Source organism: Obesumbacterium proteus (assembly GCF_001586165.1).
Classification (GTDB): Bacteria; Pseudomonadota; Gammaproteobacteria; order Enterobacterales; family Enterobacteriaceae; genus Hafnia; species Hafnia protea.
Genome location: NZ_CP014608.1, coordinates 2699864 through 2726426, shown reverse-complemented (window position 1 = coordinate 2726426; position 26563 = coordinate 2699864). Strand labels below are relative to the sequence as shown.

The window sequence follows — 26563 nt, the reverse complement described above, 5'->3', positions numbered from 1 at the left end:
CCTTAAGTCGCGATTTTTGAACATAGCATAAACCGCGAAAACTTAATGTGCGGGAACCAGCATCAAGGCGCAGTGGCTATTTCAAGCTGAATTAAATAGCTCAAGGCTTGATCTCGATGACTAAAACACATATCCGCAGCGGCCTGAAGTCCGCCACACACGGCGGGCCTGAGCGGTGATAAAAAAATTTTGCAGCGCATGTCATCATCCAACTGAACACAGCGCGTATTAGCGGGTTTGCCGTTAGGCATGCCGGGGATCGGGCTAGAAATCGAGGGAGCAATACAACAAGCTCCGCAATCGGAACGGCAGTCCATGGAAGTACTCCGGTGGGCTGTCTGAAATGAGCTGCGACAGAGTCAGCGAGCGGAAAATCCGCTCTCCACTTATACAGGGTTTTCATCTTTTCTGCTGTAAAAGCTCGCAGCAAAAGCACCGATAAATCGGCATCATTCTTCGGTTAAACGCGTAACTTTCTGCCTCAGCGCGACTTTCTCGCACAAAATCTGGCAAATTCTTTTACCTCACTCGTCATTACTCTGTTTACTTCTCACCAAACAACATGTACCATTGCGCTAGTACATAAGAATTAGCATGCCGCTAATCAGGAGCACAGCATGACGATGGAGAATACCTTGACTCAAACGATACGCCGCCCGTCAGTCCTTGGGGGCGCGATGATTATTGCCGGAACCGCCGTCGGTGCGGGGATGTTTTCTATTCCGGTCGTCACCGCTGGGGTTTGGTTTACCGGTTCCGTCCTGCTGCTGATCTATACCTGGGCCTGCATGTATATCTCTGGCCTAATGATTTTAGAAGCCAATCTCAATTATCCGGCCGGTGCGAGCTTCCACACTATGGTGGGCGATCTGCTAGGCAAAGGCTGGAACTCGTTGAACGGGCTTTCCATTACCTTCGTTCTCTATATTCTGACCTATGCCTATATTTCAGCGGGTGGCTCAATCATCACCCACACGCTGGAACCCTATTTTGGCGTAGGACAAACCGCAGCAGGCTTGGTATTCGCCATTGTCGTGGCCTTTATCGTCTGGTTATCGACGCGTGCGGTTGACCGCTTAAGCACCATTCTGATTGGCGGCATGGTGATTACCTTCTTGCTTTCGACCGGTGATATGTTCACCCATGTCGATCCCGCGGTTCTGTTTAATACCGGTGAAGACAAGCCGAATTATCTGCCCTATGCGCTGGCTTCGCTTCCTTACCTGCTAACGTCCTTTGGCTACCACGGTAACGTTCCGGGGCTGGTGAAGTATTACCATAAAGACGCTAAGTCAGTGGTTCGCAGTCTGTTTATCGGTACGCTTATCGCGCTGACGATCTACATCTTCTGGCAGTATGTGATCCAAGGGAACATTACCCGCGCGGCATTCCAGCAGATCATCGCAGAAGGCGGCAACATTGGTAGTTTGCTAAAACAGATGGGCAGCGTTGCTAGCAGCAGCATTGTCAACCAGCTGCTTAACGCGTTCTCTTATATGGCGTTGGCGAGTTCGTTCTTGGGTGTTTCCTTGGGGCTGTTCGACTTTATCTCTGACTTCTTCAAGTATGATGATAGCCGCGCTGGCCGCACCAAAGCCGCATTGGTCACCTTCGTACCGCCAACGATTGGCGCACTGGCATTCCCAGACGGCTTCCTTTATGCCATCGGCTTTGCGGGTTTAGCCGCCACCATTTGGGCCGTCATCGTGCCAGCGATGATGGCGCGAGCAAGCCGTAAGCGTTTCCCGCAGGCGACCTATCGCGCACCGGGCGGTTCAGCAATGATTCTGTTTATTATTGCCTTTGGTTTGATTAACGCCGTGGCACATATTCTGTCACTGATGAACTTGTTACCCGTTTATCAATAACTCGTCAAAAACTGTGATGCCGGAGCGCCCGCTCCGGCTTTTTGCGTCAAATTTATCTGCTTTTTTACCTTCCCCTCTTGCCTAGAAAACGCCGCGCGGGTAACGTGTCGCCACACGCTAAAGACTGAATTTGCAAACTCATTAACAAGGTTTTTTTATGCCAAGAGCTAACGAAATTAAACGCGGTATGGCGGTCACTTTAAACGGCAAACTGCTGCTGGTTCGCGATATCGATGTACAAAGCCCAAGCGCTCGTGGCGCGAGCACGCTGTACAAAATGCGTTTCTCCGATATCCGTACCGGTCTGAAAGTTGAAGAACGTTTTAAAGGCGATGACATTCTGGAAGAGATCTCTCTGAGCCGTCGTCAGGTTAACTTCTCGTATATTGACGGGACGAATACGTCTTTATGGACAACGAAGACTACACGCCATATACCTTCAAAAAAGATCAGATCGAAGAAGAACTGCTGTTTATTCCTGAAGGTGGAATGCCTGGCATTCAGGTATTAACCATGGATGGTCAGGTGTTAGCACTTGAGCTGCCACAGACCGTTGATATGGAAATCGTTGAAACCAGCCCAAGCATCAAAGGCGGTTCTGCCAGCGCACGTACCAAACCTGCGGTAATGAGCACCGGCTTAACAATTCAGGTTCCTGAATATCTGAGCAGCGGTGAAAAAATTCGCATCCATATTGAAGAACGTCGCTTTATGGGCCGTGCGGACTGATTACGGTTCTGCACACCAAACAGCAAAAAGGGACGCGATGGCGTCCCTTTTTTATCTTCAGCAACTTATCTTCAGCAATATAGTACGCGATGACTATTTCATTTCAGGGAACAGCGCACGCTTAAGCGCAAGTTCAACGCCGCGCACTTCAGCTAAGCCTTTCAAGCGGCCAATCGCAGAATAGCCAGGGTTAGTTTTCTTCTTCAGATCGTCTAGCATTTGGTGACCATGATCGGGACGCATAGGAATTGGGCGCATATCCCCTGCTTTCTGGCGACGTTGCTCTTCGGTCAGAATCGCTTTCACCACGGAATACATGTCTACATCACCCTGCAAATGCGCGCCTTCGTGGAAGGTTTTCGGGTTCTGCTCACGGCAGGTAGAACGTAAATGCGTGAAATGAATACGATCGCCGAAGGTTTCAATCATCTTAACCAGATCGTTATCGCCGCGAACGCCGTATGAACCGGTACACATGGTGAAGCCGTTGTAGATGCTATCGACGGTTTCTTTCAGCCATTGCATATCTTCGATAGTTGAAACAATGCGTGGCAGCCCCAGAATTGGACGCGGTGGATCATCAGGATGAACCGCTAGCTTCAAGCCGCACGCTTCGGCAACGGGTACGATCTCTTTCAAGAAGTAACCCATGTGCTCACGCAGCTTAGCCTTATCAATGCCGTCGTACTCGGCTAAACGAGCGCGGAATTGATCCAGCGTGTAGCCCTCTTCCGCACCGGGTAGACCCGCAATGATGTTGCCAGTTAACTTAGCAATATCGGCTTCGCTCATGGCGTCAAAATAGGCTTTAGCCTGAGCTTGTTCTTCCGCCGTGTAATCCGCTTCTGCATTTGGGCGTTTTAAAATATGCAGTTCAAAAGCCGCAAACGCAATTTGATCGAAACGCAGCGCTTTAGAGCCATCTGGCAATTCGTATTCAAGATCGGTACGCGTCCAATCCAGAACGGGCATAAAGTTGTAGCAAACCGTATCGATGCCGCAGGCCGCGAGATTTTGCAGAGACAGTTTGTAGTTGTCGATGTGCTGCTGATAGTTGCCGGTGTGCGTTTTGATCTCTTCGTGAACCGGAACGCTTTCAACCACGGACCATGTCAGCCCTTTTGCCGCCAAGATAGCCTTACGCTTCTCAATTTCTTCAACTGTCCAAACTTCTCCGTTAGGAATATGGTGCAATGCGGTGACCACACCGGTTGCGCCTGCCTGACGAATATCATCCAAAGAAACCGGATCGTTCGGGCCATACCAACGCCAAGTTTGTTCCATCTGTCTCTACCTTCTGCGGGTGAAAATACGATTTATCATGATTAAGGGAATTCTTCTGTGACAGCTTTGGCAGCAATTTCTCGATGTTTCCAGCAAAATAGTGAGCGAAAAACTCAAGCTGTTATACCAAATACCACAGATATCATTTAGCTTTTACCTTACTCTTTGCTGGTTTTCTGTCAAAACCCAATCCACTATTGGTTGATCCACTTCACGAATATTTTAGAATTTTGGACTAACCAATTTCATTTTCTGTCATATGACTTTAGACTGCAAGCCACTTTAGTGATCTTAGAAGATGTCAGACCGCATTAATTCTCAGGCCATAAACGCATTTTTATGCCGTGAGCATTAACGAGACAAAGTGGTCTAACATCTTTTGCTTTACCGTTCTGATGCTGACAGACTTTTTCCCGTCTGCCACGTTCATCTTCTCAATGGAGTTCAGCATGAAAAACCTAGCCAACCATTCTTTGCCAGACGGTGTAAAACAGCCCACTTATGACCGTAGCCTCTTAAAAAGCCGTATCGTTCACCTCGGTTTTGGTGCTTTTCATCGTGCCCATCAGGCATTGCTGACTGACCGAGTGCTTAATCAGCAAGGCGGAGATTGGGGTTATTGTGAAGTTAACCTGTTCGGCGGCGAAAAGCTGATTGAACAGCTGCGCGAGCAAAATCATCTGTACACCGTATTGGAAAAAGGCGCTGAGCATAATCAGGCCGTGGTGGTTGGTTCAGTGCATGAATCGCTGCACTCAGAAATCGATGGCATTCAGGCTGTTATTGAGAAAATGGCAGAGCCGCAGGTCGCCATTGTGTCGTTGACCGTCACGGAAAAAGGCTACTGCATTGAACCCGGCAGCGGAAAATTGGATCTCAATAACGCCTTGATCCAACGCGACTTAGCCACTCCGCTGGCACCAACTTCGGCGCCTGGTGTGATTGTGGAAGCTTTACGTTTACGCCATGAACGCAACCTTGCACCGTTTACCGTTTTATCTTGCGACAACATCCCTGAAAACGGTCACGTGGTTAAAAACGCGGTTCTCGGATTGGCCAAAGCGCGCGATGAAAATCTGGCGGCTTGGATTGAAGCCAACGTCACCTTCCCAAGCACTATGGTTGACCGCATTGTACCGGCCGCCACGGAGGAAACACTGGCTGAGGTTGCTCAAGCCGTTGGCGTGGAAGATCCTTGCGGCATCGCTTGCGAACCTTTCATTCAGTGGGTTGTGGAAGACAATTTTGTTGCGGGTCGCCCGCAGTGGGAAATCGCTGGCGCAGAGCTAGTAAGTGACGTACTGCCTTATGAAGAAATGAAGCTGCGCATGCTTAACGGTAGCCATTCATTCCTCGCATATCTGGGATATCTGGCTGGCTATCAGCACATTAATGATTGCATGGAAGATCAGGCCTATCGCACCGCGGCACATCGTTTGATGCTGCAAGAACAGGCACCGACGCTACGCGTAACCGGCGTTGATTTAGGCCAGTATGCCGACCGTCTGATCGAGCGCTACAGTAATCCATCACTGAAACATCGCACTTGGCAAATTGCGATGGATGGCACCCAGAAACTGCCTCAGCGTATGCTGGACTCCATTCGTTGGCACCTCGCTCACGATAGCGCTTTCCCGTGTTTGGCGCTGGGTGTGGCGGGTTGGATGCGTTATGTCGGCGGCGTAGACGATCATCAACAAGATATTGATATTCATGATCCTATGGTGGAAACATTAAAGGCGGTGGTTGCTGAAAGCCAAGAAGGCGAAGCCCGCGTTCAGGCATTGTTGGGTATCAAAGCGGTATTTGGTGATGAGTTGCCAAAACAAGCTACGTTTGTCGAAGCCGTCACCCATGCTTATTTAGCACTCGTGAAAAATGGCGCGGCTAACACCTGCGCAGCACTGGTTAAATAATTCATGTCGATTGGCTATCCCACATGGGATAGCCAATATTGTAAATTTAATCTGATAATACAATCGATATATTAAAGCTATCTACAACAGCCACTTATCGCTAAAAACCTTGAGTTCTTCTGGCCACCCGAATAAATACCCCTGCAAAAAATCAAGGTTATATTGCTTAAGATGTTCCGCCTGTTCCGGTGTTTCCACCCCTTCTGCTACCGTTACCATTTGCAGGCGTTTAGCTAAATCAATCACGTTATCTACGATATGTCCTGATAACGCATCTGACCCGATCATGCGGATAAAGCTCTGGTCAATCTTAAGAATATCAATATGGAATTCGCGCAGATAAGCCAAGCTTGAGTGGCCGGTGCCAAAATCGTCTAACGCAATGAGCACGCCAAGCTCGTGTAACTCATGGAATATGCGGTACGTCATTTCGCTTGGCACAATGAGCTGGCGCTCGGTCAGTTCTAATACCAGCTGAATTTTATACCCTTTAAAAGCGGCAAGAAATTGGCGGCAATCCTCAACCAGACTGAGATCTTTAAAATGGCTCGCGCTAATATTGATTCCGAAATGGAAGTTGTAAGGAAGACGCTCCGCTAACGGCGCAAAATAGTCCCTCACCTGCGCCATTAAATCTTGAGTCATCGGCACGATGAGCCCTGATTCTTCGGCTAAAGGAATAAACTGGTTAGGCGCAATCATCCCCATCTGCGGATGACGCCAGCGCATGAGCACTTCACACCCCGTGAGGTCGTTGGTATTACCGCTGACCACAGGCTGAATAAACGGAATAAACTCATGATTCCTTAACCCGCTTTTCAACTCGGATAAAGGTGAATTCACGCGGCCCATTGTACGATAGGTTATGAATCCCAATAAGGCGGCTAAGAGTGGGAATAAAATAATGCTGCCGGAGGAGTACTCCCAGACATATTCCCAATGGGTGCTGGTGGGAATTTCTGTCGCAACCGTGTAAGGAAAACGCGTTGATGTCTGAAAATAGCTTGTGCCATTGGGTTGGAATTTCTTATCAGACGCATGACCTGTACTGTCCATCCAACTGGTGCCGACTAATAGATGGATTTCCGTCGGTGTTTGCAGCAGTTCCAAAACATTTTTTAGATAATAGCCATCAACACCCACTAAAACGCTGTGCTCTCCGTAAGATTTGCGAAATGCAATAAGCGAGCGGTTAGGCGTGACCGGATTACCGTTCAGCATCAACAGCATCCCATTAACGTATTTACTGGTGCTTACCCCAGTGGAATATTTTCCCGCCAGAGATGAACAGTAAACATTATCGCCAGTAGCCAGATTAACTGTACGGATATCTGGAACAACGGTAACCTGATAACGTAATGCGTCCTGCGTTTCAGTGTTACAGGCCTTACCTAAATAATCATGCACCGCATTCGCAGCGGTCTCCGCATTTTGTAACGTCGCATCAAATTGCAATATCGCACGCTGTAAGCGTTGCTCAATATCACGCTCCATTCCACGCGAAATCTGCCATGAAATAGTCAACACGGCGATAATAAGAATTAAAATGACGACCAGTAGAGAGACAAAAAGTCTTGCTACAGGGCGGAAACTCGCTGTGCGAAAAAGCTGTGTCATATATCAATTACCGGCAGTTCACGACGGATATTATTTTTATTATGTCGAAAAACAACCATAAATAGCTAATCTATTGCGCAATATAGGAAGTTACCGCACAGGCTCACGATGAACCGGGGCTGCTAACGAGCAATTAGCGCACCAATGCACTGACAAAAGTATAATGCTTACTCGCTCTGTAACACCGGCGTTGATTCAAATAAAAAACCATCGAAACTTGGATCTTCTGGATCGGAGATTTCCAGCAGCTTCGTTTTTACGTTTTCCAAATGCTGCCACATCGCCTGTTTTGCGGATTTGGCATCACGACGTAAAACGGCATGCAGAATTTTTTGGTGATCGTCCAACCAGTTCCAACGGTAGCTGAAATCGCTGGTATGCACGTGCAGCCCACTCCACATTGGATTATGTTTTCTTGCCTGCCAGGCGTCGTGAACCATGCTGGCTAACACGCTGTTTTGCGTCGACTGCGCCAGTAGGCAATGGAAGAGCTCATCGGCACTTTCATCAACCGTGCCTAATGACAATGACTGGCGTTCTTGTTCAATCGCTTTTCGCATCTTCATGATGTCAGCTTTGGTTGCTTGGACTGCCGCAAACGCTGCAATCTCACTTTCCAGCAACTGCCTTGCCTGAAGCAATTCAAAAGGACCATAGGTGTTTTCATCGAGATCGGTCACCGCGGCTCGTCGCTGACTTTGCGGCAAAGCAACAACATACACGCCGGAACCTTTACGAACATCAATCAGCTTTTCAAGTTCGAGCATGATAAGTGCTTCACGAACAACGCTGCGGCTAACGCTAAATTGTTCCGCAATATCACGCTCAGGCGGTAAACGCTCGCCAATTGGGTACTCTCCTTGCGCAATCAGTTCACGCAGAGTATTGCCCACTTCTTGATACAATCTCATATTGCTACCTTTTATACCGATAAGGTGGGCGAATATCGTCTAGCTTACCGATTGGCCAGACCAAATCCCCAAATGATAGGAGCACTTGCCTAATTTGGTCTGATTATATCACAGCAGAAAAATGAGCTTGGCAAAATACATCAACAACGGGGTCTGGATAACCATAATCCAAACCCCATTTGCATCCACCAACGTATAAAATTTTGAGAAAAGAATGAGCAAAGAAATCTAATGATAATTGATCGTTAACACACCTAGAGTATGTTTGGAATTGATCCAATTTAATTGACTGGTTCCCACTGAAATAGGGAGATCGACGGGTGCCGTACCTATTTGGCTAATTGGGCGGCTGACCGTTGCGGTTCGTCCACCGTTATCACAGCGAGTTTTTATATGATTCTTGTCAACGCCAACGTCACAGGCATCTTCAACAATCGAGCCAACAAAACGAATGACCCCCGTATTTCCAGCCTGAGCTTCAGGCATCAATCCAGCGAACAATGGCAATCCCAAGCCGACAGCGAAAAGCATTGATAACCAAACCTTATTCATGGTCACCTCTTGGATTTTCACACAAATAAACGCTAGCCGGTAAATACATCAATCCATGCAAATCCTGTGCATAGAGCGTGATTTAAAGGTAGCAGTCTGTGAAAAACACAACGGCAGCAAAACAGGAAACCTTAAGAAAAAATGCCGTTCAGGCGATATACAGCAGGTAACTATGCTATAGAGAAAATTATTAGCGTTTAATAAGGCTAAACAGGCAGGCTCAAAGCAGATAATGGAAGCGAATATTTTGTCGTCATTTTCTTTTTTGTTTAACTTTGGTTTAACCTTGCAGCACTTTCTCTCCCCTGAGATAGTGTGTAATTATGGTAATATTCTGGTCGAAAAGCAGGTAAATCGGGGCGTTAAATGACTAAAGTAAATCTTATCACTGGATTTTTGGGTAGCGGTAAAACCACCACGCTACGCCACTTATTAGCAAACAAATCCGAGAATGAAAAATGGGCTGTTTTGGTCAACGAATTTGGTGAAATTGGCATCGATGGCGCACTGCTGGCCGATACTGGAGCCGTGTTAAAAGAGATCCCCGGTGGATGTATGTGCTGCGTTAACGGCCTACCGATGCAGGTTGGATTGAATATGCTGTTGCAGCAAGCCAAACCCGATCGCTTGCTGATTGAACCCACGGGGCTTGGACATCCAAAACAAATCCTAAACCTGCTGACATCAGATACCTATCAAGCTTGGCTTGAGCTAAAGGCCACGCTTTGTGTGCTTGATGCCCGCCAGCTTAGCGATGACAAATACACCAGCAACGAGAATTTCCGCGATCAACTCGCCGCTGCGGATATCATTGTGGCGAATAAAGACGATACCTATAGCGACAACGATCGCAACAAGCTCGACGACTGGTATCAACAAGCAGGTTCAGGACGCCGTTTGGTATCAACGCAGCATGGACAGCTTGATGTGGCATTGCTCGATAGCGCACGTGAAAACGTCGTCGAGTTACCCAATGCGAAACATCACCACCATGGTAAAGCACCGGCATCTGGCATCGCCGCTCTGCGCTTGCCTGAAGGACAAAACTGGCGTCGCTCGCTGAATCAGGGACAAGGCTATTTTAGCTGCGGATGGGTATTTAACTCAGATACCTGTTTCGACACTGTCGCTTTACTGGAATGGGTACGTCTCGCACCGGTTGTACGCGTGAAAGGAAGCTTGCGGATACCAGAAGGAACGTTGATCGTTAATCGACAAGGTGCTGATTTCCATATTGAAACACAGCAGACCACCCCGCTGGACAGTCGCATCGAGTTAATTCATGACGCAGAAACCGACTGGAACACATTACAAAGTGCGCTCTTAAAAGCACGTATTAAAACAGCTTCTTAAACACATATTTTCATTTTTACAGGTTAGGCTTAGCACATGACTCGTCGTAATCTGCCGTGGATTATTTTGTGTAATCTTCTTGGCATCGCTTTATTCTTTTCTTGGTATTTAGCTCCAAATCACGGATTTTGGTTCCCGATAGACTCGTCGATCTTTTTCTTTTTTAACGATCACTTGGTCACCAACCGCGCCTTTCTCTATTTAGTCGCCTATACCAATAATCGTGCGTTCGATGCTATAGCGCTGCTGTGTATGGGGCTGCTGTATCTTTCATTTTTCGTTAAACAAGATGGTTACGGCAAACGCCGGATGCTGATTTTAGGCGTAGTAATCTTGCTAACGGCGGTAGTTTTAAATCAGCTAGGTCACTTTCTTCCCGTTAAACGTGCTAGCCCAACTAACTACTTCCCTGATATTCATCGGGTGGGCGAGCTGACTGGGATTAACACCAAAGATAGCTCAAGCGATAGTTTCCCTGGTGACCATGGCATGATGCTGATTATTTTTGCCGTATTCATGCTGCGTTATTTTACGCTTCGCTCTTTCATTATTGCGCTGGCGATTTTCGTGGTGTTTATTTTACCCCGCATCATGATTGGTGCGCATTGGTTCAGTGATATCGCCGTCGGCTCCCTCAGCGTCGTGCTGGTTGGCCTAAGCTGGTGGCTCCTCACCCCCGCATCAGATGCCTTATTGAACTTGTTAGACCGGCATATGCCCGGCAAGTATCGTCCGCAATAATCCACTGCATCCCCCTGAATCCGCATAAGCGATTAAGGGGGATAAATTAGATACTGCATAAGTTCTCATTCAGATAATTCCTATACCAACCTAGCTTTCTTTTCATCTTTCCATTGCTCATACATCTTTTTTAATAATCTTTAAATATTACATATTATTACAGCAGCTTCTTATTCTTTAAAATGAACAAAAAGCCTCGCCAAACCTATTTCGATCCGGTAATCTTTCAACGTTTGTGCATAGATTCTGAGTTTTTGAGAATAATAGCGATAAAAGTGTGCTCCACCGCACAGATTTCATGTGTAAACATTGTCACATGTGGATCCTATTATTAGTCTCTTGAATGGCATTTATAGATAGCGACTCCGTCGTTAAGGACAAAAAGGAAAATCTTCTACAATGGTCAAGTCTCAACCGATTCTGAGATATATCTTGCGATTAGCTCCTGCTATCGCCGCCGCAGTACTTCTGTCGGCATGTAGTGCAAACCATTCTTCATCTGATAGATACGCACAAACTGATACGCATGCAGTTAAAGACAAAGATGGTCTTTTACTTCAAGCTTCTCAGGATGAATTTGAAGCAATGGTTCGTAATGTGGATATTAAATCCAAAATTATGGATCAATACGCAACCTGGAAAGGTGTACGTTATCGCCTCGGTGGCGACAGCAAACGTGGCATTGACTGTTCAGCATTTGTTCAACGTACTTTCCGTGAACAATTTGGTTTGGATCTGCCCCGCTCTACGTCAGAACAACAAGATACTGGCCGCCAAATTCAGCGTACCAAGCTGCGTATCGGTGACTTAGTGCTGTTCCGTGCAGGCTCAACGGGACGCCATGTCGGTATCTATTTAGGTAATGATCAATTTGTTCATGCTTCCACCAGCAGCGGTGTGACTATTTCAAGCCTGAATGATAGCTACTGGAAAGGCCGTTATCGTGAAGCTCGCCGAGTATTGACCAACCCGGCACATAGCTAATCCAGACGCACAAACACCTGATTGTCCTAAATGCCAAATAAAACGCGACTTCGGTTGCGTTTTTTTATGCCCGCAAACCCTCTGCTTCGCCTCATCGGCACCTTCACAATATTCTGTAATCCCTACTTGTAGCCGAATGATTATTGCGGTGATTTTGTGATCTGACGGATGTTTTATCTGGCGAGTCTTGAAATACATCACAAATCACTGTGGATCGAGATCGATAAAAAACAAAAAATTAACATTAAGTTAATCTATTTGTATTCAATTCTTATTTTCTTCCCTAATATCTTTGATGCCCTGCGAATGAGTCGTTCTCTTTCGCAATGCATTTATATACCCAAAATAATTCGAGTTGCAGTGAGGCGGTGAGTGGGCTCATCCCCATGAGCTTACTCAAGTCAGTGATGGCGCACTTGAAGTATGGCGGGTATAGATAAAGGCCATCAGAGCCTATGCCTAAAACTACATGCCCAAAATGATGTACTACACCGCAGCTCATCATCTGCGAAGCATTAGCAAAAGGCATGCAACTTACAGACAGGTAAAAGGAAGAGACAAAATGGTAGAGCAGGTAAAAGTTGAGGCCGCGAGCCCCGCAAAAGGGGAAGAGCATCTCCGGCGTAATCTCACCAACCGTCATATTCAACTCATTGCTATTGGTGGTGCTATCGGTACCGGCCTGTTTATGGGATCCGGCAAAACAATCAGCCTTGCAGGCCCTTCGATCATTTTCGTCTACATGATCATCGGCTTTATGTTGTTCTTCGTGATGCGCGCGATGGGCGAGCTGCTGTTATCCAATCTTGAATATAAATCCTTTAGCGACTTTGCTGCCGATTTACTCGGCCCATGGGCTGGATATTTTACCGGTTGGACATACTGGTTCTGCTGGGTTGTTACAGGCATCGCCGACGTCGTCGCGATAACGGCCTATGCGCAGTTTTGGTTCCCTGGGCTTTCTGATTGGGTCGCCTCGCTTGCCGTGGTGCTTTTGCTGTTAGGCCTGAATCTGGCAACGGTTAAAATGTTCGGCGAAATGGAGTTCTGGTTTGCGATGATTAAAATCGTGGCCATCGTTGCGCTGATTTTGATCGGGCTAGGCATGGTGTTAATGCACTTTGAATCACCGACCGGCAGCGTGGCTTCATTTAGTAATCTGTGGAACGACGGTGGCTGGTTCCCGAAAGGCCTAAGTGGTTTCTTCGCGGGCTTCCAAATAGCGGTGTTCGCCTTTGTCGGTATTGAGCTGGTAGGAACCACGGCGGCAGAAACGAAAGATCCTGAGAAATCACTACCGCGAGCCATTAACTCAATTCCGATCCGCATCATCATGTTCTACGTATTTGCTCTCATCATGATCATGTCAGTCACGCCGTGGAGCTCTGTAGTTCCAGATAAAAGCCCGTTCGTTGAACTGTTTGTATTAGCGGGTTTACCTGCCGCGGCCAGCATCATTAACTTCGTGGTGCTTACCTCTGCGGCCTCCTCCGCCAACAGCGGCGTCTTTTCAACGAGCCGTATGCTTTATGGCTTAGCGCAGGATGGCGTGGCGCCTAAACGCTTTGCTTTGCTGTCTAAGCGCGCAGTGCCATCTTCAGGCTTAACGTTCTCCTGCGTGTGCCTGTTGGGCGGCGTGGTACTTATCTACTTAATCCCTAACGTTGTCACCGTCTTCACAATGGTCACCACGGTATCAGCCATCTTGTTCATGTTTGTTTGGTCAATCATTCTGTGCTCATACATGGTTTACCGTAAACAGCGTCCTCACCTGCATGAAAAATCGATCTACAAAATGCCTTTTGGCAAGCTGATGTGCTGGGTGTGTCTTGCTTTCTTTGCGTTTGTTATCGTGTTACTCACGCTGGAAGCTGATACGCGTCAGGCATTGATGGTGACGCCGCTCTGGTTCGTTATTCTAGGACTGGGTTGGATGTTCATTCGCAAACGTCGTAGCACCCAATAAGTATCAGTGACTTTAGTCGCGAATAACCAATAAAAAACGGGCCGTATGGCCCGTTTTTTATATTTCTGACAGCTGATATTTCTACCAAACTATTAAGAAATCAAATGAATACACACGCTATTTGCGGCTTTTTATCACATGGCGGACAGTCACCAAACCAACCGAAGTTATCACACCTAAAATAAGTGCCAACAAGACAATCAGCGCTGTTTTAGGGCTGTCTTTCTTCACTGGCTCATTAGGTGTCATCATGTACTTGTATGCAGTGAAATTGAGATCCGCTAACTTTAGCTCACGCAGCTTGTTGATAATCATCTTGCTGTCTTGCAAACCGGAGTTTAACTGAGCCAGATCGGTAATCGATTTCTCAATTTCCAGCTTACGTTTTAAGCCATCGGAGCCCAACGCAATAGAAAAATCAGGGTCATCTTTAATGGCAGTGCCATTGCTATACAGCGGACGTTTCACGCCGGCCGCATCAGCAATAGACAACGAATACCCAAGACGATTAATACTCACTTCCTGAGCATTTTTTAAACGTGCAAGGGCCATATCATATTTTGCTTCTTCACTGCTCAGATTAATATCGATGAGGCGCTGGATCTTACCGACGATATGTTTTTCCACCGAAGCATTAACGACTGAGATAAAGCCTTCCAGCGTTTTCTGTGCATCTTCACTAGTATCTGCGGTAAACGACAGTTTATTGTAAGAATAAGTCGTGTCCGAGGGGGTTTTACTCAGTTCGCTGCTGAAAGAGGTAAAGGATTTGGTCGCCAAACTGTCAAGTATCTGGCGTTTAGCCAATTCATCATTAGGGCCGACTTTCTCGATCAGTCGCTTATAAAAATCGGTTGTCACAAGGTATTCGCGACGCAAAATCTGAGAATCAAAATCACGCACGAAGAGGCTTAACAGCTCTTTTTCACCCACGCTAAAATCGATGCCTAAAACAGCAAGCTGTGGCTTTAGTTCATCCAGTGAGGTCAGTTCCTGAGTTTGCGGGGCAACAACAACCGCATCACTCGTCCACTTTTGCGGCAAAATTTTAGCAATGCCATACCCCATTAAACCAAAACATAACGTTATAATTAAAACTGTTTTATATGATTTAATTACGATAAGTAACCATTCAATCAAATCAATTTCATCATCACGGAGGAAAGGAGACTGGAATGCAGGCTTTGAATTATCGATCACAGAATCAAGATTTTCGTGGTGTATTGTAGTCATAATGTTGCAATGAAATTCACATTTTGTTATGTGTAATTAAAGATTAATAAAATAGGATTTTTCTAAAAAAAAGGATACTGGATAACCTTTTTTATAGATACTACGCAGATTGCGATCTTAAAAATTTAAAATATAAATCTAATTAAACATAAAAAAATCAGTTAAAACACCTTAAAAATCAACATCACATAGATTTTATTCTATAAAATATAGCTATGTTTTATTTTTATTTATGTTAGTTATCATTTTCCTATGTATTTTATGAACAGAAAACGCCTACAGATAGGCGTTTAATATGCTTAAAATATCGGCTCATCTTGAGCAAATAAAAACGATTACATCCCCTTAACGCCGACCACGCTCAAGCAAGCCTCAAGCTGTAATCTAATGCTCAACGGGATTTGAATATCACCACTAAGGCAGCTTTTCGTCCAGCGCACGGTTTCCTCTATGCTTTTTGTTTCAGCTAATTCTGGCTTATCCCCCTCTCCCATTTCACGCGTCACTAGCGTACTCATTTCCCCTTCACGGCATAAATGCATCTGCGGACAACGTAACGGGTTTGCATACGCCTCACCTTCCGTTCCATGCAATAGAAGCGCGGTCGATAATGTTTGATTGAATAACCCCGCCATTCTCTGGATATATTCAGGGTGAGAAACGCTAGCCAGGCGTAAAGCGTCACCGGCAAAAGGGTTAATCATCTTAATGAGGGTATGTGCGCTATTGCGAACGCCCATGCGCCATCGTAATGACAGCACTTGGTGCATCTCTGGGGCTAAATCTTCGAGACAGATAAAAACCGGTTTACCGGTTTTCCAATCGATGCTTTGCAGATCGCGGGTCGGTGTAATGCCCAGTTCTTGGAATATTTCAGCGCTGGTCACCCGGCCTGGATCTTGGCTAACACCATGCACCAAAACGGGAACACCTTCCCTTGCCAGCAATATAGCTAACAACGGGGTTAGGTTGGCTTGCTTGCGAGCACCGTTATAGCTTGGGATCACAATGGGCATTGGCATATCAGTAGGCAGCGTAATATTGGCGGAATGCTGCTGCATCGCACGATAAAAACCGAGCATCTCTTGCTCAGATTCACCTTTAATACGCAAAGCAATCAGGATGCCACCTAGCTCCAACTCAGGGATACGGCCAGCCAGCATATCGCTAAACAACGTCTCAGCTAGCTCAGCACTGATATCACGCGCGTGATTCTTCCCTCGCCCTACTTCTTTAATAATTTGTGCATAATCCACGGCAACACCTCGTACTCATCCAATTCACATTTGCGTCATATGATGGATAGTACGTGGCATTATTTACCCTGACAATTGTACTTGTCGCTAACCTTAGCTTCGGCGTCGAGCACCGCGCTTGCCACGCGAGCCATTTGCTGATTTTTTATCGCTCTTCTGTACAGGAATTTCGGGGAGTTCGCCCTCGGGCATTGGGCGCTGTTCGATCGGGAATACCGGCAATGCGCCTAGCAAACGCGCACCATAGCTTTTGCTCAGCAAGCGTCGATCATAAATAATGATCTCACCTTTGCACTCATGGCTTCGGATCAAGCGGCCAACCTGCTGGATCAACGTGAACGACGCACCAGGTAAGCTCTGCACTTCGAACGGATAGCGCTTCAGCGTTTTCAGCCATTCGCCTTCGGTGAGGATCACTGGGCTATCAATGGGCGGGAAGGCGACTTTGTGGATATGTACCTGAGTAAGCAATTCACCTTTAAGATCTAGACCTTCAGCAAATGACTGTAGCCCGACTAAGGCGCTTTGCTGGCCCTTACGCACGCGACGGCAATGTTCTTCAACCAAGCGATAACGCGGTTGGTCGCCTTGAACCAACAATCCTAGACGTAATGCAGGCACGAAGCTAAGGAACGTGTGCATCGCTCTTTGACTGGCAAACAGCACCAGCATGCCGGTATGTTTTCCACTTTCCCATTCATGGCGGAAAAAGTGTGCCATTTGGCGTAAATGCTCCGCCTCCTGTGCCATCGCAGGTTCAAGCGTCATCTGCGGGATCACCAAACGCCCTTGTTCTGGATGGTTAAACGGGGAATCCAACGCGACAAAACGATCGCCCGCTTTTTCATTTAATCCCGAGAGTTCGCTGATTCGGTTAAAGCTATTCAGGGATCGCAGCGTGGCCGAAGTGACGATGGCATGAGGAATTTTTCGCCAAAGCATTTTCTCGAGCTGATCGCAGACACGGATCCCAACGCAATGCATATAGATGTGCTGCACATTGTCGAATACGTCACGCGTTAGCCATTTTGAAATTGGCGCATTGGAGGCTTTCTCCATTGCCGCCAAACGCCACAGCTTCGTCATCGCTTCTAGGTAGCTGAAACTACGGCTCATCTGCAATATGGCCTTGTGCAATCGCATAATGTCGTGACTGCCGGTTTTCTCCTGCAAATCATTCATCATGAATTCAGCCAAGCCGCGCAGCCCGTCCGTCAATTTATATAAACGGACGGCAATATCGACCATCGGTTCAGGCAATACGCCCATTTCGAAACGATAGTTTGGCTCACTGCTGCCTACGGGAAGCAGTGATGACGCCATGCGGTCAAAATCCGTGGTTAGCTGCCGCATCTCTTCACAATGGGCTTTCAGGCGCTCGCTATCCATCAGCTTCGGACGATTTTTAGGGCTGTACTGTGCGCCGCACTGCTCAATGTGCCGCGCGATCCCTTCCACCTGACTGTTAACAAAAATAGCGGTGATCTCGCCATCGATTTCTAACGCATCCCGCGCCACATCGGGTAAGTGATGACCTTCATCTAGCACCAACAGCAAATCTTTGGCATTAGGGAGAACCGACTCATTCTCCAACGCAGCCATAACTAACGCATGATTTGCCACCACTGCGTCAGCGCTCTCGATTTCGCGACGAGCAATAAAGAAAGGACACTCACGAAAATACATACAGTTGCGCGCTAAGCAGTTCGCACGATCGGTGCTTAATTTCGCCCACAGTGCATCATCAATATTCTCATCAAGATGATCGCGCAAGCCATCCCAACGATAACCGCTAAGCTGCTTGCTGATTTTTTGACATAGCGCTTTTTCTTCCGCGCTGCTGGGCTGTAGATCATCTTCAATAAACAGTTTCAGATCGCCCTGCATACCTTCAGCGCTCGCCATCGCGGCTAAATTACGCGGGCAGATATAACGGCCACGGCCAAAAGCCGCGGTAAACTTTAAATCAGGGATGATTTTGCGCAGCAGCGGAAGATCTTTACTGTATATCTGATCCTGCAAAGCCACGTTGGCCGTACTCACCACCAACGGTTTCTCTTGATCGCGGCTAATCGCAATTCCAGGGATCAAATACGACAGCGTTTTACCGACGCCCGTTGGCGCTTCAATGGCCAAATGACGAGCGTCATCACCGGCTAGCGTTTTCGCGACTTCCGCAATCATCGTGCGCTGCTGAGGACGTGGGATAAAATCAGGGATATGCTCAGAAAGGGCTTTATACCATTGAGTAATTTGATTTTTAGTTGCGGAAGAAAGCGCCATTGATGCTCGATACAGAAAGAAACAGAGGCCTATTTTCTCATATTCACCATCAAAAATCAGCCTGATATTCTGTCATGCAGGTGGAATAGCAGTTGATAATAATGTTTACATAAATAGATTAAAGCCAAGAAATATTAGGAGCATTCTTAACAAATAATATGATTTTAATTATGAATATTCAGCAGAATAATTACGCTTCGTTGAAGGGGCCTAACAGCACAAATAACTTAAAAATCAGTCGATATTAAAATTAGGTCGAAAGCGCAGCAGCATTTTACCATAACGAATATTTATGCTTATGTAAACCCCAATTACGGCATTAATCTGCATTTAGGGGTTGTCTCATCATCTCATTATGTTAGGGTATTAAACGATTTCGCTCATAATATTTGGATTATTTGATTTAAATAATCTGTGAACTATTTCTCATTATATATAGGACACTCTATTATTGCATGACTATTAAAATAGAAATTAAGAACCTTTATAAAATATTCGGAGAACATCCCGACCGCGCATTTAAACTTATTGAATCAGGTCTGCATAAAGACCAAATATTTGAAAAAACAGGTCTGACCGTTGGCGTTAAAAATGCCAGTCTGGCCATTGAAGAAGGCGAGATATTTGTCATCATGGGACTCTCAGGTTCCGGCAAGTCCACCATGGTACGCCTTCTCAATCGTCTGATTAAACCGACCCGTGGCCAAGTCATGATTGACGGCGAAGATATTGCACAAGTTTCAGAAGAGAAACTGCGTAATATCCGTCGTAGTAAAATCAGTATGGTTTTTCAATCATTTGCACTCATGCCACATTTGAACGTACTCGATAATACCGCCTTTGGGCTGGAGCTATCGGGAGTGCCTCAGGCTGAGCGTCATCAGAAAGCCTTGGATGCCTTGCGTCAGGTTGGATTAGAAAATCACGCCAACTCATATCCCGATGAACTATCCGGCGGTATGCGTCAGCGCGTTGGTTTAGCCCGCGCAATGGCCATTAACCCTGATATTCTATTAATGGATGAAGCATTCTCCGCATTAGACCCTTTAATTCGTACGGAAATGCAGGATGAACTAATTAGACTTCAGTCTCAGCAACAAAGAACCATTGTATTTATTTCACATGACTTAGACGAAGCTATGCGTATTGGTGACCGTATTGCCATTATGCAAGGTGGTGAAGTTATACAGGTTGGGACACCTGAAGAAATATTGAATAATCCGGCCAATGATTATGTTAAGACTTTCTTCAAAGGCGTTGATATTAGCCAAGTCTTTAGTGCGAAAGATATTGCTCGCCGTAGACATCTTTCATTGATTCGAAAAACGCCGGGATTCGGACCTCGTGCTGCATTGAAATTATTGCAGGATGAAGATCATGATTATGGCTATGTCGTAGAACGAGGCCAAAAATATATTGGTATTGTTTCTGTTGAATCATTAAAACAAGCGCTCTCTCAAGGTCAGTCTTTAGATTCTGCCCTGCTGTCAGCTCCCGAAGCCGTTGATGCAGATACCTCGCTCAACGAATTAATTTCGCAGGTTGCCCAATCACCATGTGGTGTACCGGTGACATCCGCTGACGGTATTTTTATCGGCATTATCAATAAAGGTACGCTATTACAAGCACTGGACAAAGAGGGCCCTAGCCAATGAGTGACGCAACGAGTAATCCATGGGCAACAGAACCCGCAGAATCAGCCGCCAGCGCATCATCCGCATCGCAAGGCGCAGACGCATGGTCTTCATCACCGGCCACGACTGATGCCGCAAGCAATCATGCCGCTCAAGGCAGCGACTGGCTCAGCAGCGCCCCCGCGCCCGAGCCAGAACACTTTAATCTGATGGATCCGTTCCATCATACCTGGGTGCCTTTCGATACGTGGGTCACGCATGGTATCGACTGGTTGGTCAGCCACGGCCGCCCTGTTTTTCAAGGCATTCGCATGCCGGTGGACTTCGTCCTCAGCGGATTTCAAAACATCTTGCTGGGCATGCCCGCACCTATCGCGATTTTGGTCTTCGCCTTAATTGCATGGCAGTGCGCAGGGTTTGGCATGGGAGCTGCGACCTTGATTGGCCTCATCGCCATCGGCGCGATCGGCGCTTGGTCGCAGGCAATGGTGACGCTTGCACTGGTACTGACATCGCTGTTTTTCTGCATGCTCATCGGCCTGCCCTTAGGGATCTGGCTGGCACGCAGTAAAGGTGCGGCGCGAGTGATAAGACCGTTACTGGATGCTATGCAAACCACGCCAGCATTCGTCTATTTGGTACCTATCGTGATGCTGTTTGGTATCGGTAACGTGCCGGGCGTCGTCGTCACCATTATCTTTGCGCTACCGCCGATTGTGCGTTTAACCAGCTTGGGTATTCAGCAGGTTCCGGCTGATTTGATTGAGGCCGCTGAGTCATTCGGTTCAAGCCCACGCCAAATGCTGTTTAAAGTGCAGTTACCGCTGGCAATGCCAACCATCATGGCCGGTGTTAACCAGACACTGATGCTGGCGCTGTCGATGGTGGTTATCGCCTCGATGATTGCCGTGGGTGGTTTAGGCCAGATGGTACTGCGCGGTATCGGCCGACTCGATATGGGTCTGGCTTCCATCGGTGGGGTTGGTATCGTGATTCTAGCGATTATCCTCGACCGCTTAACCCAGTCCGTTGGCCGCGATCGTCGCAGCCGTGGCGCACAGGGTTGGTATATGACAGGTCCAATAGGCTTAGTCGCACGTATTTTTGTTAAACGCGGTTAACACTTCTTAGCCTCCCTCTTGCTGGGGGAGGCGCATATCGAACTTCTATTCGGTTTTTTTCATCGTCTGAGAAGAGCGCGGATAGCCCTATTTCCCATCTATACCCTGCATAGCTGGCACTACGCCAAAAATAACAGGGATAAAACCAACAGGAATATTCATGACATCACAAACAAAACAACATAACCAAACTCAACAACGAATCGCCTCTATGCTTGCCGTCACTGCTTTGGCGTTCGGCACACTTTCCATCTCCTTCTCCACTCAGGCAGCAGAATTGCCGGGCAAAGGCGTGTCTGTACAGCCAATTCAGAGCAGTATTGCCGAAGAGACTTTCCAGACCCAACTAGTGAGCAAGGCGCTAGCAAAACTAGGCTATGACGTTCAGCCAACCAAAGAAGTGGATTACAACGTTGCGTATACCTCCGTTGCGGCCGGTGATGCCACCTTCCTCGCGGTGAATTGGGATCAGCTTCATTCTGATATGTACAACGGTGCAGGCGGTGATAAAAAATTCTACCGTGAAGGCCAGTACGTAACGGGCGCGGCGCAAGGATATTTGATCGATAAGAAAACCGCCGATCAGTATCACATCACCAATATTGAGCAGTTGAAAGATCCCAAAATTGCCAAGCTGTTTGATACCAACAACGACGGCAAAGCCGACCTAGCCGGTTGTACGCCGGGCTGGGGATGTGAAGCGTCTATCAACTATCAGCTCAAAGCCTATGGTTTGAATGACACGGTTGAACACAATCAAGGTAACTATTCCGCGCTGATTGCCGACACCATGACCCGCTTTAAAGAAGGCAAACCGGTGTTTTACTACACATGGACGCCATATTGGGTGAGTGACGTGCTCAAACCGGGACGTGATGTTGTTTGGCTACAGGTGCCGTTCTCAGCCTTACCGGGCAGCCTGAAAGATGTTGATACCAAGCTACCAAACGGCGCTAACTACGGTTTCCCAGTTAACAACATGCAGATCGTGGCTAACAAAACCTTCGCCGAGAAAAACCCTGCGGCGGCAAAACTGTTTGCTGAAATGAAATTGCCAATTGCTGACGTGAATGCGCAAAACCTGCGTATGCATCAGGGTGAAAACTCCGAAGCGGATATTGAGCGCCATGTAAACGGCTGGATTAAAGCACATCAGGCCACGTTTGATGGTTGGATCGATGCCGCAAAGCAGGCAGCAAATAAGTCATAACGTTAAGCCATAACGTATAGTGATCCCCCCTATCAGGGGGGATAATCAAATTATTTTCTTAACACCATACCGATCAAATCTTTAAGCTCATCAAGCTGTTTCGCCAGTTCAATATTAAGCCAAACATAACCATAGATGGGGGCTTCAATATTTTCAGCTGCTTTGGCGTTTTCCATTAAAGCTTTAAGCTCACCGGACACCGCAACCATTTCAGGCAGATCGCTCAAGTTTGCTTCAATGCTTCCACTGAGCAGTGCATTGGAAAGCGCATTCAGCGTATTGACCGACAGTTTCTGAAATTCACGCAGCTTTGTCGCATTCAACATAATGAAATGGCTTTCACGGGTTGCCCAATAGGCATCCGTTAAAAGCTCAAGCGTGGAAACTAAATTACGACTCATCACCTGAATGGCATCAAATACATCTTTATCGATGCGCGTTTCTCGCACACACGGTGAAATCAGCGTCCGTACTTTGACGAGTTCATTCAGGATTTGCTGGTGCTTATTGGTTAAATGAGGCCGTTCTAACACGTTTGGAGATATGTGAGCGCTGTAAAAACTGCTCATGTTTTTAAGCTCTTTGCTCATCATTAGGCGCCAGTGGACAAACGCTTTTTGGGTGAATATCGACGTAAAAAGCAGGGCTAATAACGAACCAATAATCACATCGCCGCTTCGCCACAAGGCGGTATTCATATCACCAGGGCCCGCGCCGCAAACCACGGCCAGCGTAATCCCGATCAAAAGCCCCATATAGGGCCGTTTACCTAATGCCAGCACGCCGCACACAAACATGACGACCGCGCACCACACCAGCATCAACGGCATCGAAAAGACTTCAAGATAGAGTGCAACCAACCCCGAGGCAGCACCAAAAACCGTCCCCATAATGCGCTGCAGCGCGCGGGTGATAACGTTTCCCCAAAACGAAATCGGCCCCATCACCACCACCATCGTGATCAGCGGCCACGTGGCTTCGGGTACGTGCAATAAGCGAATCGCCAAGAAGGTGATGACAAACGCAATCGCCATACGGATACCGTGGATGGCTTTGTAGTGACCATAAATCACATGTTCGAGGGGGGGGGAAATTGCTCTATTGAGACGCACAGCGAATACCTTAAGGATAACAACGCATGAAAATACCTATCTTTGCTAAGTGTACTCAATATCGTAAAAAAAATTAAATAACAAACGCCGGTTAGCGAAACCAGATAAATAATTAATGCGATGTTTCTCGCGTGTTTTGTCCCAGCCTTTGGGTTTCGTCAATTTCGCGGTTACACTAGTCGCTACTTTGTTTTCTGATAAGAGATGTTATTTTGAGCAAGGCCGCGCCCACGTTCCTCATCCACGACTACGAAACCCTTGGTCAACATCCGGCACTAGATCGCCCTGCCCAGTTTGCTGGCGTGCGGACAGACGCTGATTTCAACATCATTGAAGAACCTTTGGTGATCTATTGTCGCCCTGCTGATGATTATCTTCCTCAGCCAGAAGCCGTCATGATCACAGGCATCACGCCTCAGGTGGCTTTAGAGCGTGGGGTTAGCGAGGCCGAGTTTGCACGGCAAATAAATCAGATGTTTAGCGTGCCCGGCACCTGCATTATGGGCTACAACAATATTCGTTTTGATGATGAAGTCAGCCGCAATATCTTTTATCGTAACTTTTATGATCCTTACGGATACAGCTGGCAAAACGGCAATTCACGCTGGGATTTGCTCGATGTTTTACGCACTTGCTACGCGCTGCGCCCTGAAGGGATCAACTGGCCGGAAAACGATGAAGGTTTACCGAGTTTTAAGCTAGAACATTTGTCAAAAGCCAACGGCATCGAGCATGAAAATGCCCATGACGCCATGGCCGACGTTTATGCCACCATCGCGCTGGCCAAGTTGGTGAAACAAGCCCAGCCCAAGCTGTTTGATTACTTATTCCAACTCAGAAATAAACACAAAGTTTCAGCGCTGATTGATATCGCCAACATGAAACCGCTGGTGCATATTTCTGGCATGTTTGGCGCTCTGCGCGGCAACACCAGCTTAGTTGCGCCGCTGGCATGGCATCCTGACAATAAAAATGCGGTGATCATGTGCGATCTGGCTGGCGATATGTCTCCGCTGTTAGATCTGGATACCGATGCCCTGCGCGAACGCCTCTATACACGCCGCAGCGAACTTGGCACCGCGTCTCCCGTTCCTCTCAAACTGGTGCATATCAACAAATGTCCGGTTCTTGCGCCTGATCAGACCCTGCGCCCTGAAAATGCCGAACGATTAGGGCTCGATCGTCAACGTTGCATGGATAACTTACAGCTTTTGCGTAGCCATCCCGAGCTGCGAGACAAAGTTGTCGCGGTATTTGCAGAAGCCGAGCCTTTCAAAGCATCAGAAGACGTTGACGCCCAGCTGTATGATGGTTTCTTTAGCGATGCAGACCGAACGGCAATGCAAATTATTAGAGAAACCCTGCCGCAAAATCTTCCGGCTCTCGACCTGACGTTTAACGATAAACGCGTTCTACCTTTACTGTTCCGCTATCGCGCACGTAACTTCCCAGCGACGCTTACCGATGATGAACAACGTCGCTGGCAACTGCATCGCCAAGCAGCACTAACGCCTGAACGTGTTCAAACCTATATTCATCAGTTGGAAGAGCTGTATAACCGCCATGAAGAAAACCCAGAGAAATTGGCCCAGCTTAAAGAACTGTATGAATATGCAAAGCAGTTAGTCGGTTAATATTCATAAGATTTATCATTGAGGGTGAGCTACATCACCCTCGGTTTTCTTACCAACGGTTAAAGTAGGTAGCGAAGGCGCATTTTCTTTATTTTACAATACACATACCCAAAATAATTCGAGTTGCATTGAGGCGAGCCAGTTAGTGCTTAGGATGAATAAGCGCGACCAACAATTGCAGTTTGAAGCATGCTGGGTATAGATTTTATTCAAAACAGGTCGTAAATATGTGGCTGAAAAACGGGCCAGTCTTGGCCGTTCTCGCGTTTATTTTGTGGGGCATTACACCGCTTTTTTATAAGATGCTGCCAGATGCCAACGTGCTTGAGTTGCTGGCGCAACGCCTGTTTTGGTCTATTCCTTTGCTACTTTTGCTACGTCTGCTATTTAAAAACCGAACGACGTGGCAACAGGTTTGGCAAGATAAACGTTCTCTGTTCTGTTGCCTATTAGGCGGCTTGATCATGAGCGTCTCGTGGACCACGTTTATCTATGCGCTCACCCACAATCTGGTACTTGATGCCAGCCTTGGCTATTTCACCAATCCACTGTTTTCTATCGCGTTAGGCGTTATTTTTCTACACGACAAACTCAGCCGCTTTCAGCGCATCGCAGTGGCGCTTGCCATCACGGGTTTGGCCTATCAGGTCATTTTACTAGGTCACGTTCCGCTTCTCGCTTTGGCAATGGGCAGTACGTTTGCATTCTATGGGTTAGTGCGTAAGTTTATTCGCTACGACATCATGACCGCACTCACGTTAGAAACCCTGTGGATGCTACCGCTCGCGATTGCCATCACCTTTTGGTTACATGCCACAGGCGGCAGCATTCTGGCGGGCTCCGGCACAAAAACCTATATTCTGTATGCCTTGACGGCACCGGTCACCTTCGCTCCTCTACTGCTATTCGCCGCAGCGATTAAGCGCACCTCGCTGACGGTCATTGGTCTTGCGCAGTATGTTGAGCCATCTCTCCAATTCTTACTGGCGGTGCTCGCCTTCGGTGAGCCGATCAATATGCCGAAGATGATCAGCTTCTCCCTCATCTGGTTAGGATTAGCATTCTGCGTCTACGAGTTATTCCAGCAGCACTGGCGCTATCGCCATTTGGCTACCGATATGGTGCGCGGCAAAAGAAACCATCCGGGCCATTAATGTGC

Annotated in this window: 20 protein-coding genes and 1 pseudogene; 12 read left to right on the top strand and 9 right to left on the bottom strand. The window is 47.2% G+C overall.

Annotated elements, in window-relative coordinates; all coding sequences use genetic code 11:
- Positions 1 to 62: 62 nt before the first annotated feature.
- Positions 63 to 317 carry a YkgJ family cysteine cluster protein gene (locus tag DSM2777_RS12965; RefSeq protein ID WP_061554160.1) on the bottom strand — a complete coding sequence of 85 codons (255 nt, stop codon included), beginning with the start codon at positions 315 to 317 and terminating at the stop codon, positions 63 to 65.
- 300 nt (positions 318 to 617) lie between these two features.
- Here DSM2777_RS12965 and mtr point away from each other — a divergent pair, with 300 nt between their 5' ends.
- Positions 618 to 1868 (top strand): tryptophan permease, encoded by a 1251-nt coding sequence (gene mtr, locus DSM2777_RS12960; protein ID WP_061554159.1) that lies wholly within the window; start codon positions 618 to 620, stop codon positions 1866 to 1868.
- Positions 1869 to 2025: 157 nt separating this feature from the next.
- Positions 2026 to 2597, top strand: a pseudogene (gene yeiP / locus DSM2777_RS12955) (elongation factor P-like protein YeiP).
- Between the two features lie 93 nt (positions 2598 to 2690).
- Here the strand turns inward: yeiP and uxuA are convergent.
- Positions 2691 to 3881, bottom strand: a complete 1191-nt coding sequence (uxuA, locus tag DSM2777_RS12950; protein WP_046358803.1) for a mannonate dehydratase — start codon at positions 3879 to 3881, stop codon at positions 2691 to 2693.
- 449 nt (positions 3882 to 4330) lie between these two features.
- Between uxuA and DSM2777_RS12945 the strand changes: the two genes are divergently transcribed.
- The gene (locus DSM2777_RS12945) at positions 4331 to 5797 is read left to right on the top strand and encodes a mannitol dehydrogenase family protein (RefSeq protein ID WP_061554158.1); all 1467 of its coding nucleotides are present in this window, start codon (positions 4331 to 4333) and stop codon (positions 5795 to 5797) included.
- An 81-nt stretch (positions 5798 to 5878) separates the two neighbouring features.
- On the opposite strand, the gene DSM2777_RS12940 is transcribed toward DSM2777_RS12945, so the two are convergent.
- From DSM2777_RS12940 to DSM2777_RS12930, 3 genes are all read right to left on the bottom strand, one after another.
- A complete protein-coding gene (locus DSM2777_RS12940) occupies positions 5879 to 7414 on the bottom strand; it encodes an EAL domain-containing protein (protein ID WP_061554157.1) in 1536 nt (511 codons plus the stop codon).
- A 167-nt stretch (positions 7415 to 7581) separates the two neighbouring features.
- Positions 7582 to 8325, bottom strand: coding sequence for a GntR family transcriptional regulator (locus DSM2777_RS12935; RefSeq protein ID WP_040045819.1), 744 nt, complete (start codon positions 8323 to 8325; stop codon positions 7582 to 7584).
- 228 nt (positions 8326 to 8553) lie between these two features.
- Positions 8554 to 8877: a hypothetical protein gene (locus DSM2777_RS12930; RefSeq protein ID WP_046458059.1), complete on the bottom strand. Its 324-nt coding sequence runs from the start codon at positions 8875 to 8877 to the stop codon at positions 8554 to 8556.
- A gap of 366 nt (positions 8878 to 9243) precedes the next feature.
- Here DSM2777_RS12930 and DSM2777_RS12925 point away from each other — a divergent pair, with 366 nt between their 5' ends.
- The 4 genes from DSM2777_RS12925 to cycA all read left to right on the top strand — a co-directional run bounded on the left by DSM2777_RS12925 (position 9244) and on the right by cycA (position 13921).
- On the top strand, positions 9244 to 10230 hold the full coding sequence (locus DSM2777_RS12925) for a CobW family GTP-binding protein (RefSeq protein WP_061554156.1): 987 nt from the start codon (positions 9244 to 9246) through the stop codon (positions 10228 to 10230).
- A gap of 36 nt (positions 10231 to 10266) precedes the next feature.
- On the top strand, positions 10267 to 10971 hold the full coding sequence (locus DSM2777_RS12920; RefSeq protein ID WP_061554155.1) for a phosphatase PAP2 family protein: 705 nt from the start codon (positions 10267 to 10269) through the stop codon (positions 10969 to 10971).
- Between the two features lie 399 nt (positions 10972 to 11370).
- Entirely contained in the window at positions 11371 to 11955 is a 585-nt protein-coding gene (gene mepS / locus DSM2777_RS12915; RefSeq protein WP_004096016.1) for a bifunctional murein DD-endopeptidase/murein LD-carboxypeptidase, read from the top strand.
- Between the two features lie 562 nt (positions 11956 to 12517).
- Positions 12518 to 13921 carry a D-serine/D-alanine/glycine transporter gene (gene cycA, locus DSM2777_RS12910; RefSeq protein WP_046458062.1) on the top strand — a complete coding sequence of 468 codons (1404 nt, stop codon included), beginning with the start codon at positions 12518 to 12520 and terminating at the stop codon, positions 13919 to 13921.
- 117 nt (positions 13922 to 14038) lie between these two features.
- Here cycA and wzz(fepE) read toward each other — a convergent pair whose 3' ends face one another.
- From wzz(fepE) to dinG, 3 genes are all read right to left on the bottom strand, one after another.
- The gene (gene wzz(fepE), locus DSM2777_RS12905; RefSeq protein WP_237087771.1) at positions 14039 to 15121 is read right to left on the bottom strand and encodes an LPS O-antigen length regulator Wzz(fepE); all 1083 of its coding nucleotides are present in this window, start codon (positions 15119 to 15121) and stop codon (positions 14039 to 14041) included.
- Positions 15122 to 15489: 368 nt separating this feature from the next.
- Positions 15490 to 16410 carry a DNA-binding protein YbiB gene (gene ybiB / locus DSM2777_RS12900; protein ID WP_061554153.1) on the bottom strand — a complete coding sequence of 307 codons (921 nt, stop codon included), beginning with the start codon at positions 16408 to 16410 and terminating at the stop codon, positions 15490 to 15492.
- A 93-nt stretch (positions 16411 to 16503) separates the two neighbouring features.
- Complete coding sequence (gene dinG, locus DSM2777_RS12895) at positions 16504 to 18693, bottom strand: ATP-dependent DNA helicase DinG (protein WP_061554152.1); 2190 nt, start codon at positions 18691 to 18693, stop codon at positions 16504 to 16506.
- A 455-nt stretch (positions 18694 to 19148) separates the two neighbouring features.
- Here dinG and proV point away from each other — a divergent pair, with 455 nt between their 5' ends.
- From proV to proX, 3 genes are all read left to right on the top strand, one after another.
- Positions 19149 to 20348: a glycine betaine/L-proline ABC transporter ATP-binding protein ProV gene (gene proV, locus DSM2777_RS12890; RefSeq protein WP_046458066.1), complete on the top strand. Its 1200-nt coding sequence runs from the start codon at positions 19149 to 19151 to the stop codon at positions 20346 to 20348.
- A complete protein-coding gene (gene proW / locus DSM2777_RS12885) occupies positions 20345 to 21448 on the top strand; it encodes a glycine betaine/L-proline ABC transporter permease ProW (RefSeq protein WP_061554151.1) in 1104 nt (367 codons plus the stop codon). Before proV ends, proW begins: the two co-directional genes overlap by 4 nt.
- A 211-nt stretch (positions 21449 to 21659) precedes the next feature.
- Positions 21660 to 22658 carry a glycine betaine/L-proline ABC transporter substrate-binding protein ProX gene (proX, locus tag DSM2777_RS12880; RefSeq protein WP_226930023.1) on the top strand — a complete coding sequence of 333 codons (999 nt, stop codon included), beginning with the start codon at positions 21660 to 21662 and terminating at the stop codon, positions 22656 to 22658.
- Positions 22659 to 22708: 50 nt separating this feature from the next.
- Here the strand turns inward: proX and DSM2777_RS12875 are convergent, their stop codons facing one another.
- Positions 22709 to 23770, bottom strand: coding sequence for an FUSC family protein (locus DSM2777_RS12875; protein ID WP_061554150.1), 1062 nt, complete (start codon positions 23768 to 23770; stop codon positions 22709 to 22711).
- Between the two features lie 209 nt (positions 23771 to 23979).
- Here DSM2777_RS12875 and sbcB point away from each other — a divergent pair, with 209 nt between their 5' ends.
- On the top strand, positions 23980 to 25404 hold the full coding sequence (sbcB, locus tag DSM2777_RS12870) for an exodeoxyribonuclease I (protein ID WP_174521879.1): 1425 nt from the start codon (positions 23980 to 23982) through the stop codon (positions 25402 to 25404).
- A gap of 227 nt (positions 25405 to 25631) precedes the next feature.
- Positions 25632 to 26558, top strand: a complete 927-nt coding sequence (rarD, locus tag DSM2777_RS12865) for an EamA family transporter RarD (RefSeq protein ID WP_061554148.1) — start codon at positions 25632 to 25634, stop codon at positions 26556 to 26558.
- Positions 26559 to 26563: the final 5 nt, after the last annotated feature.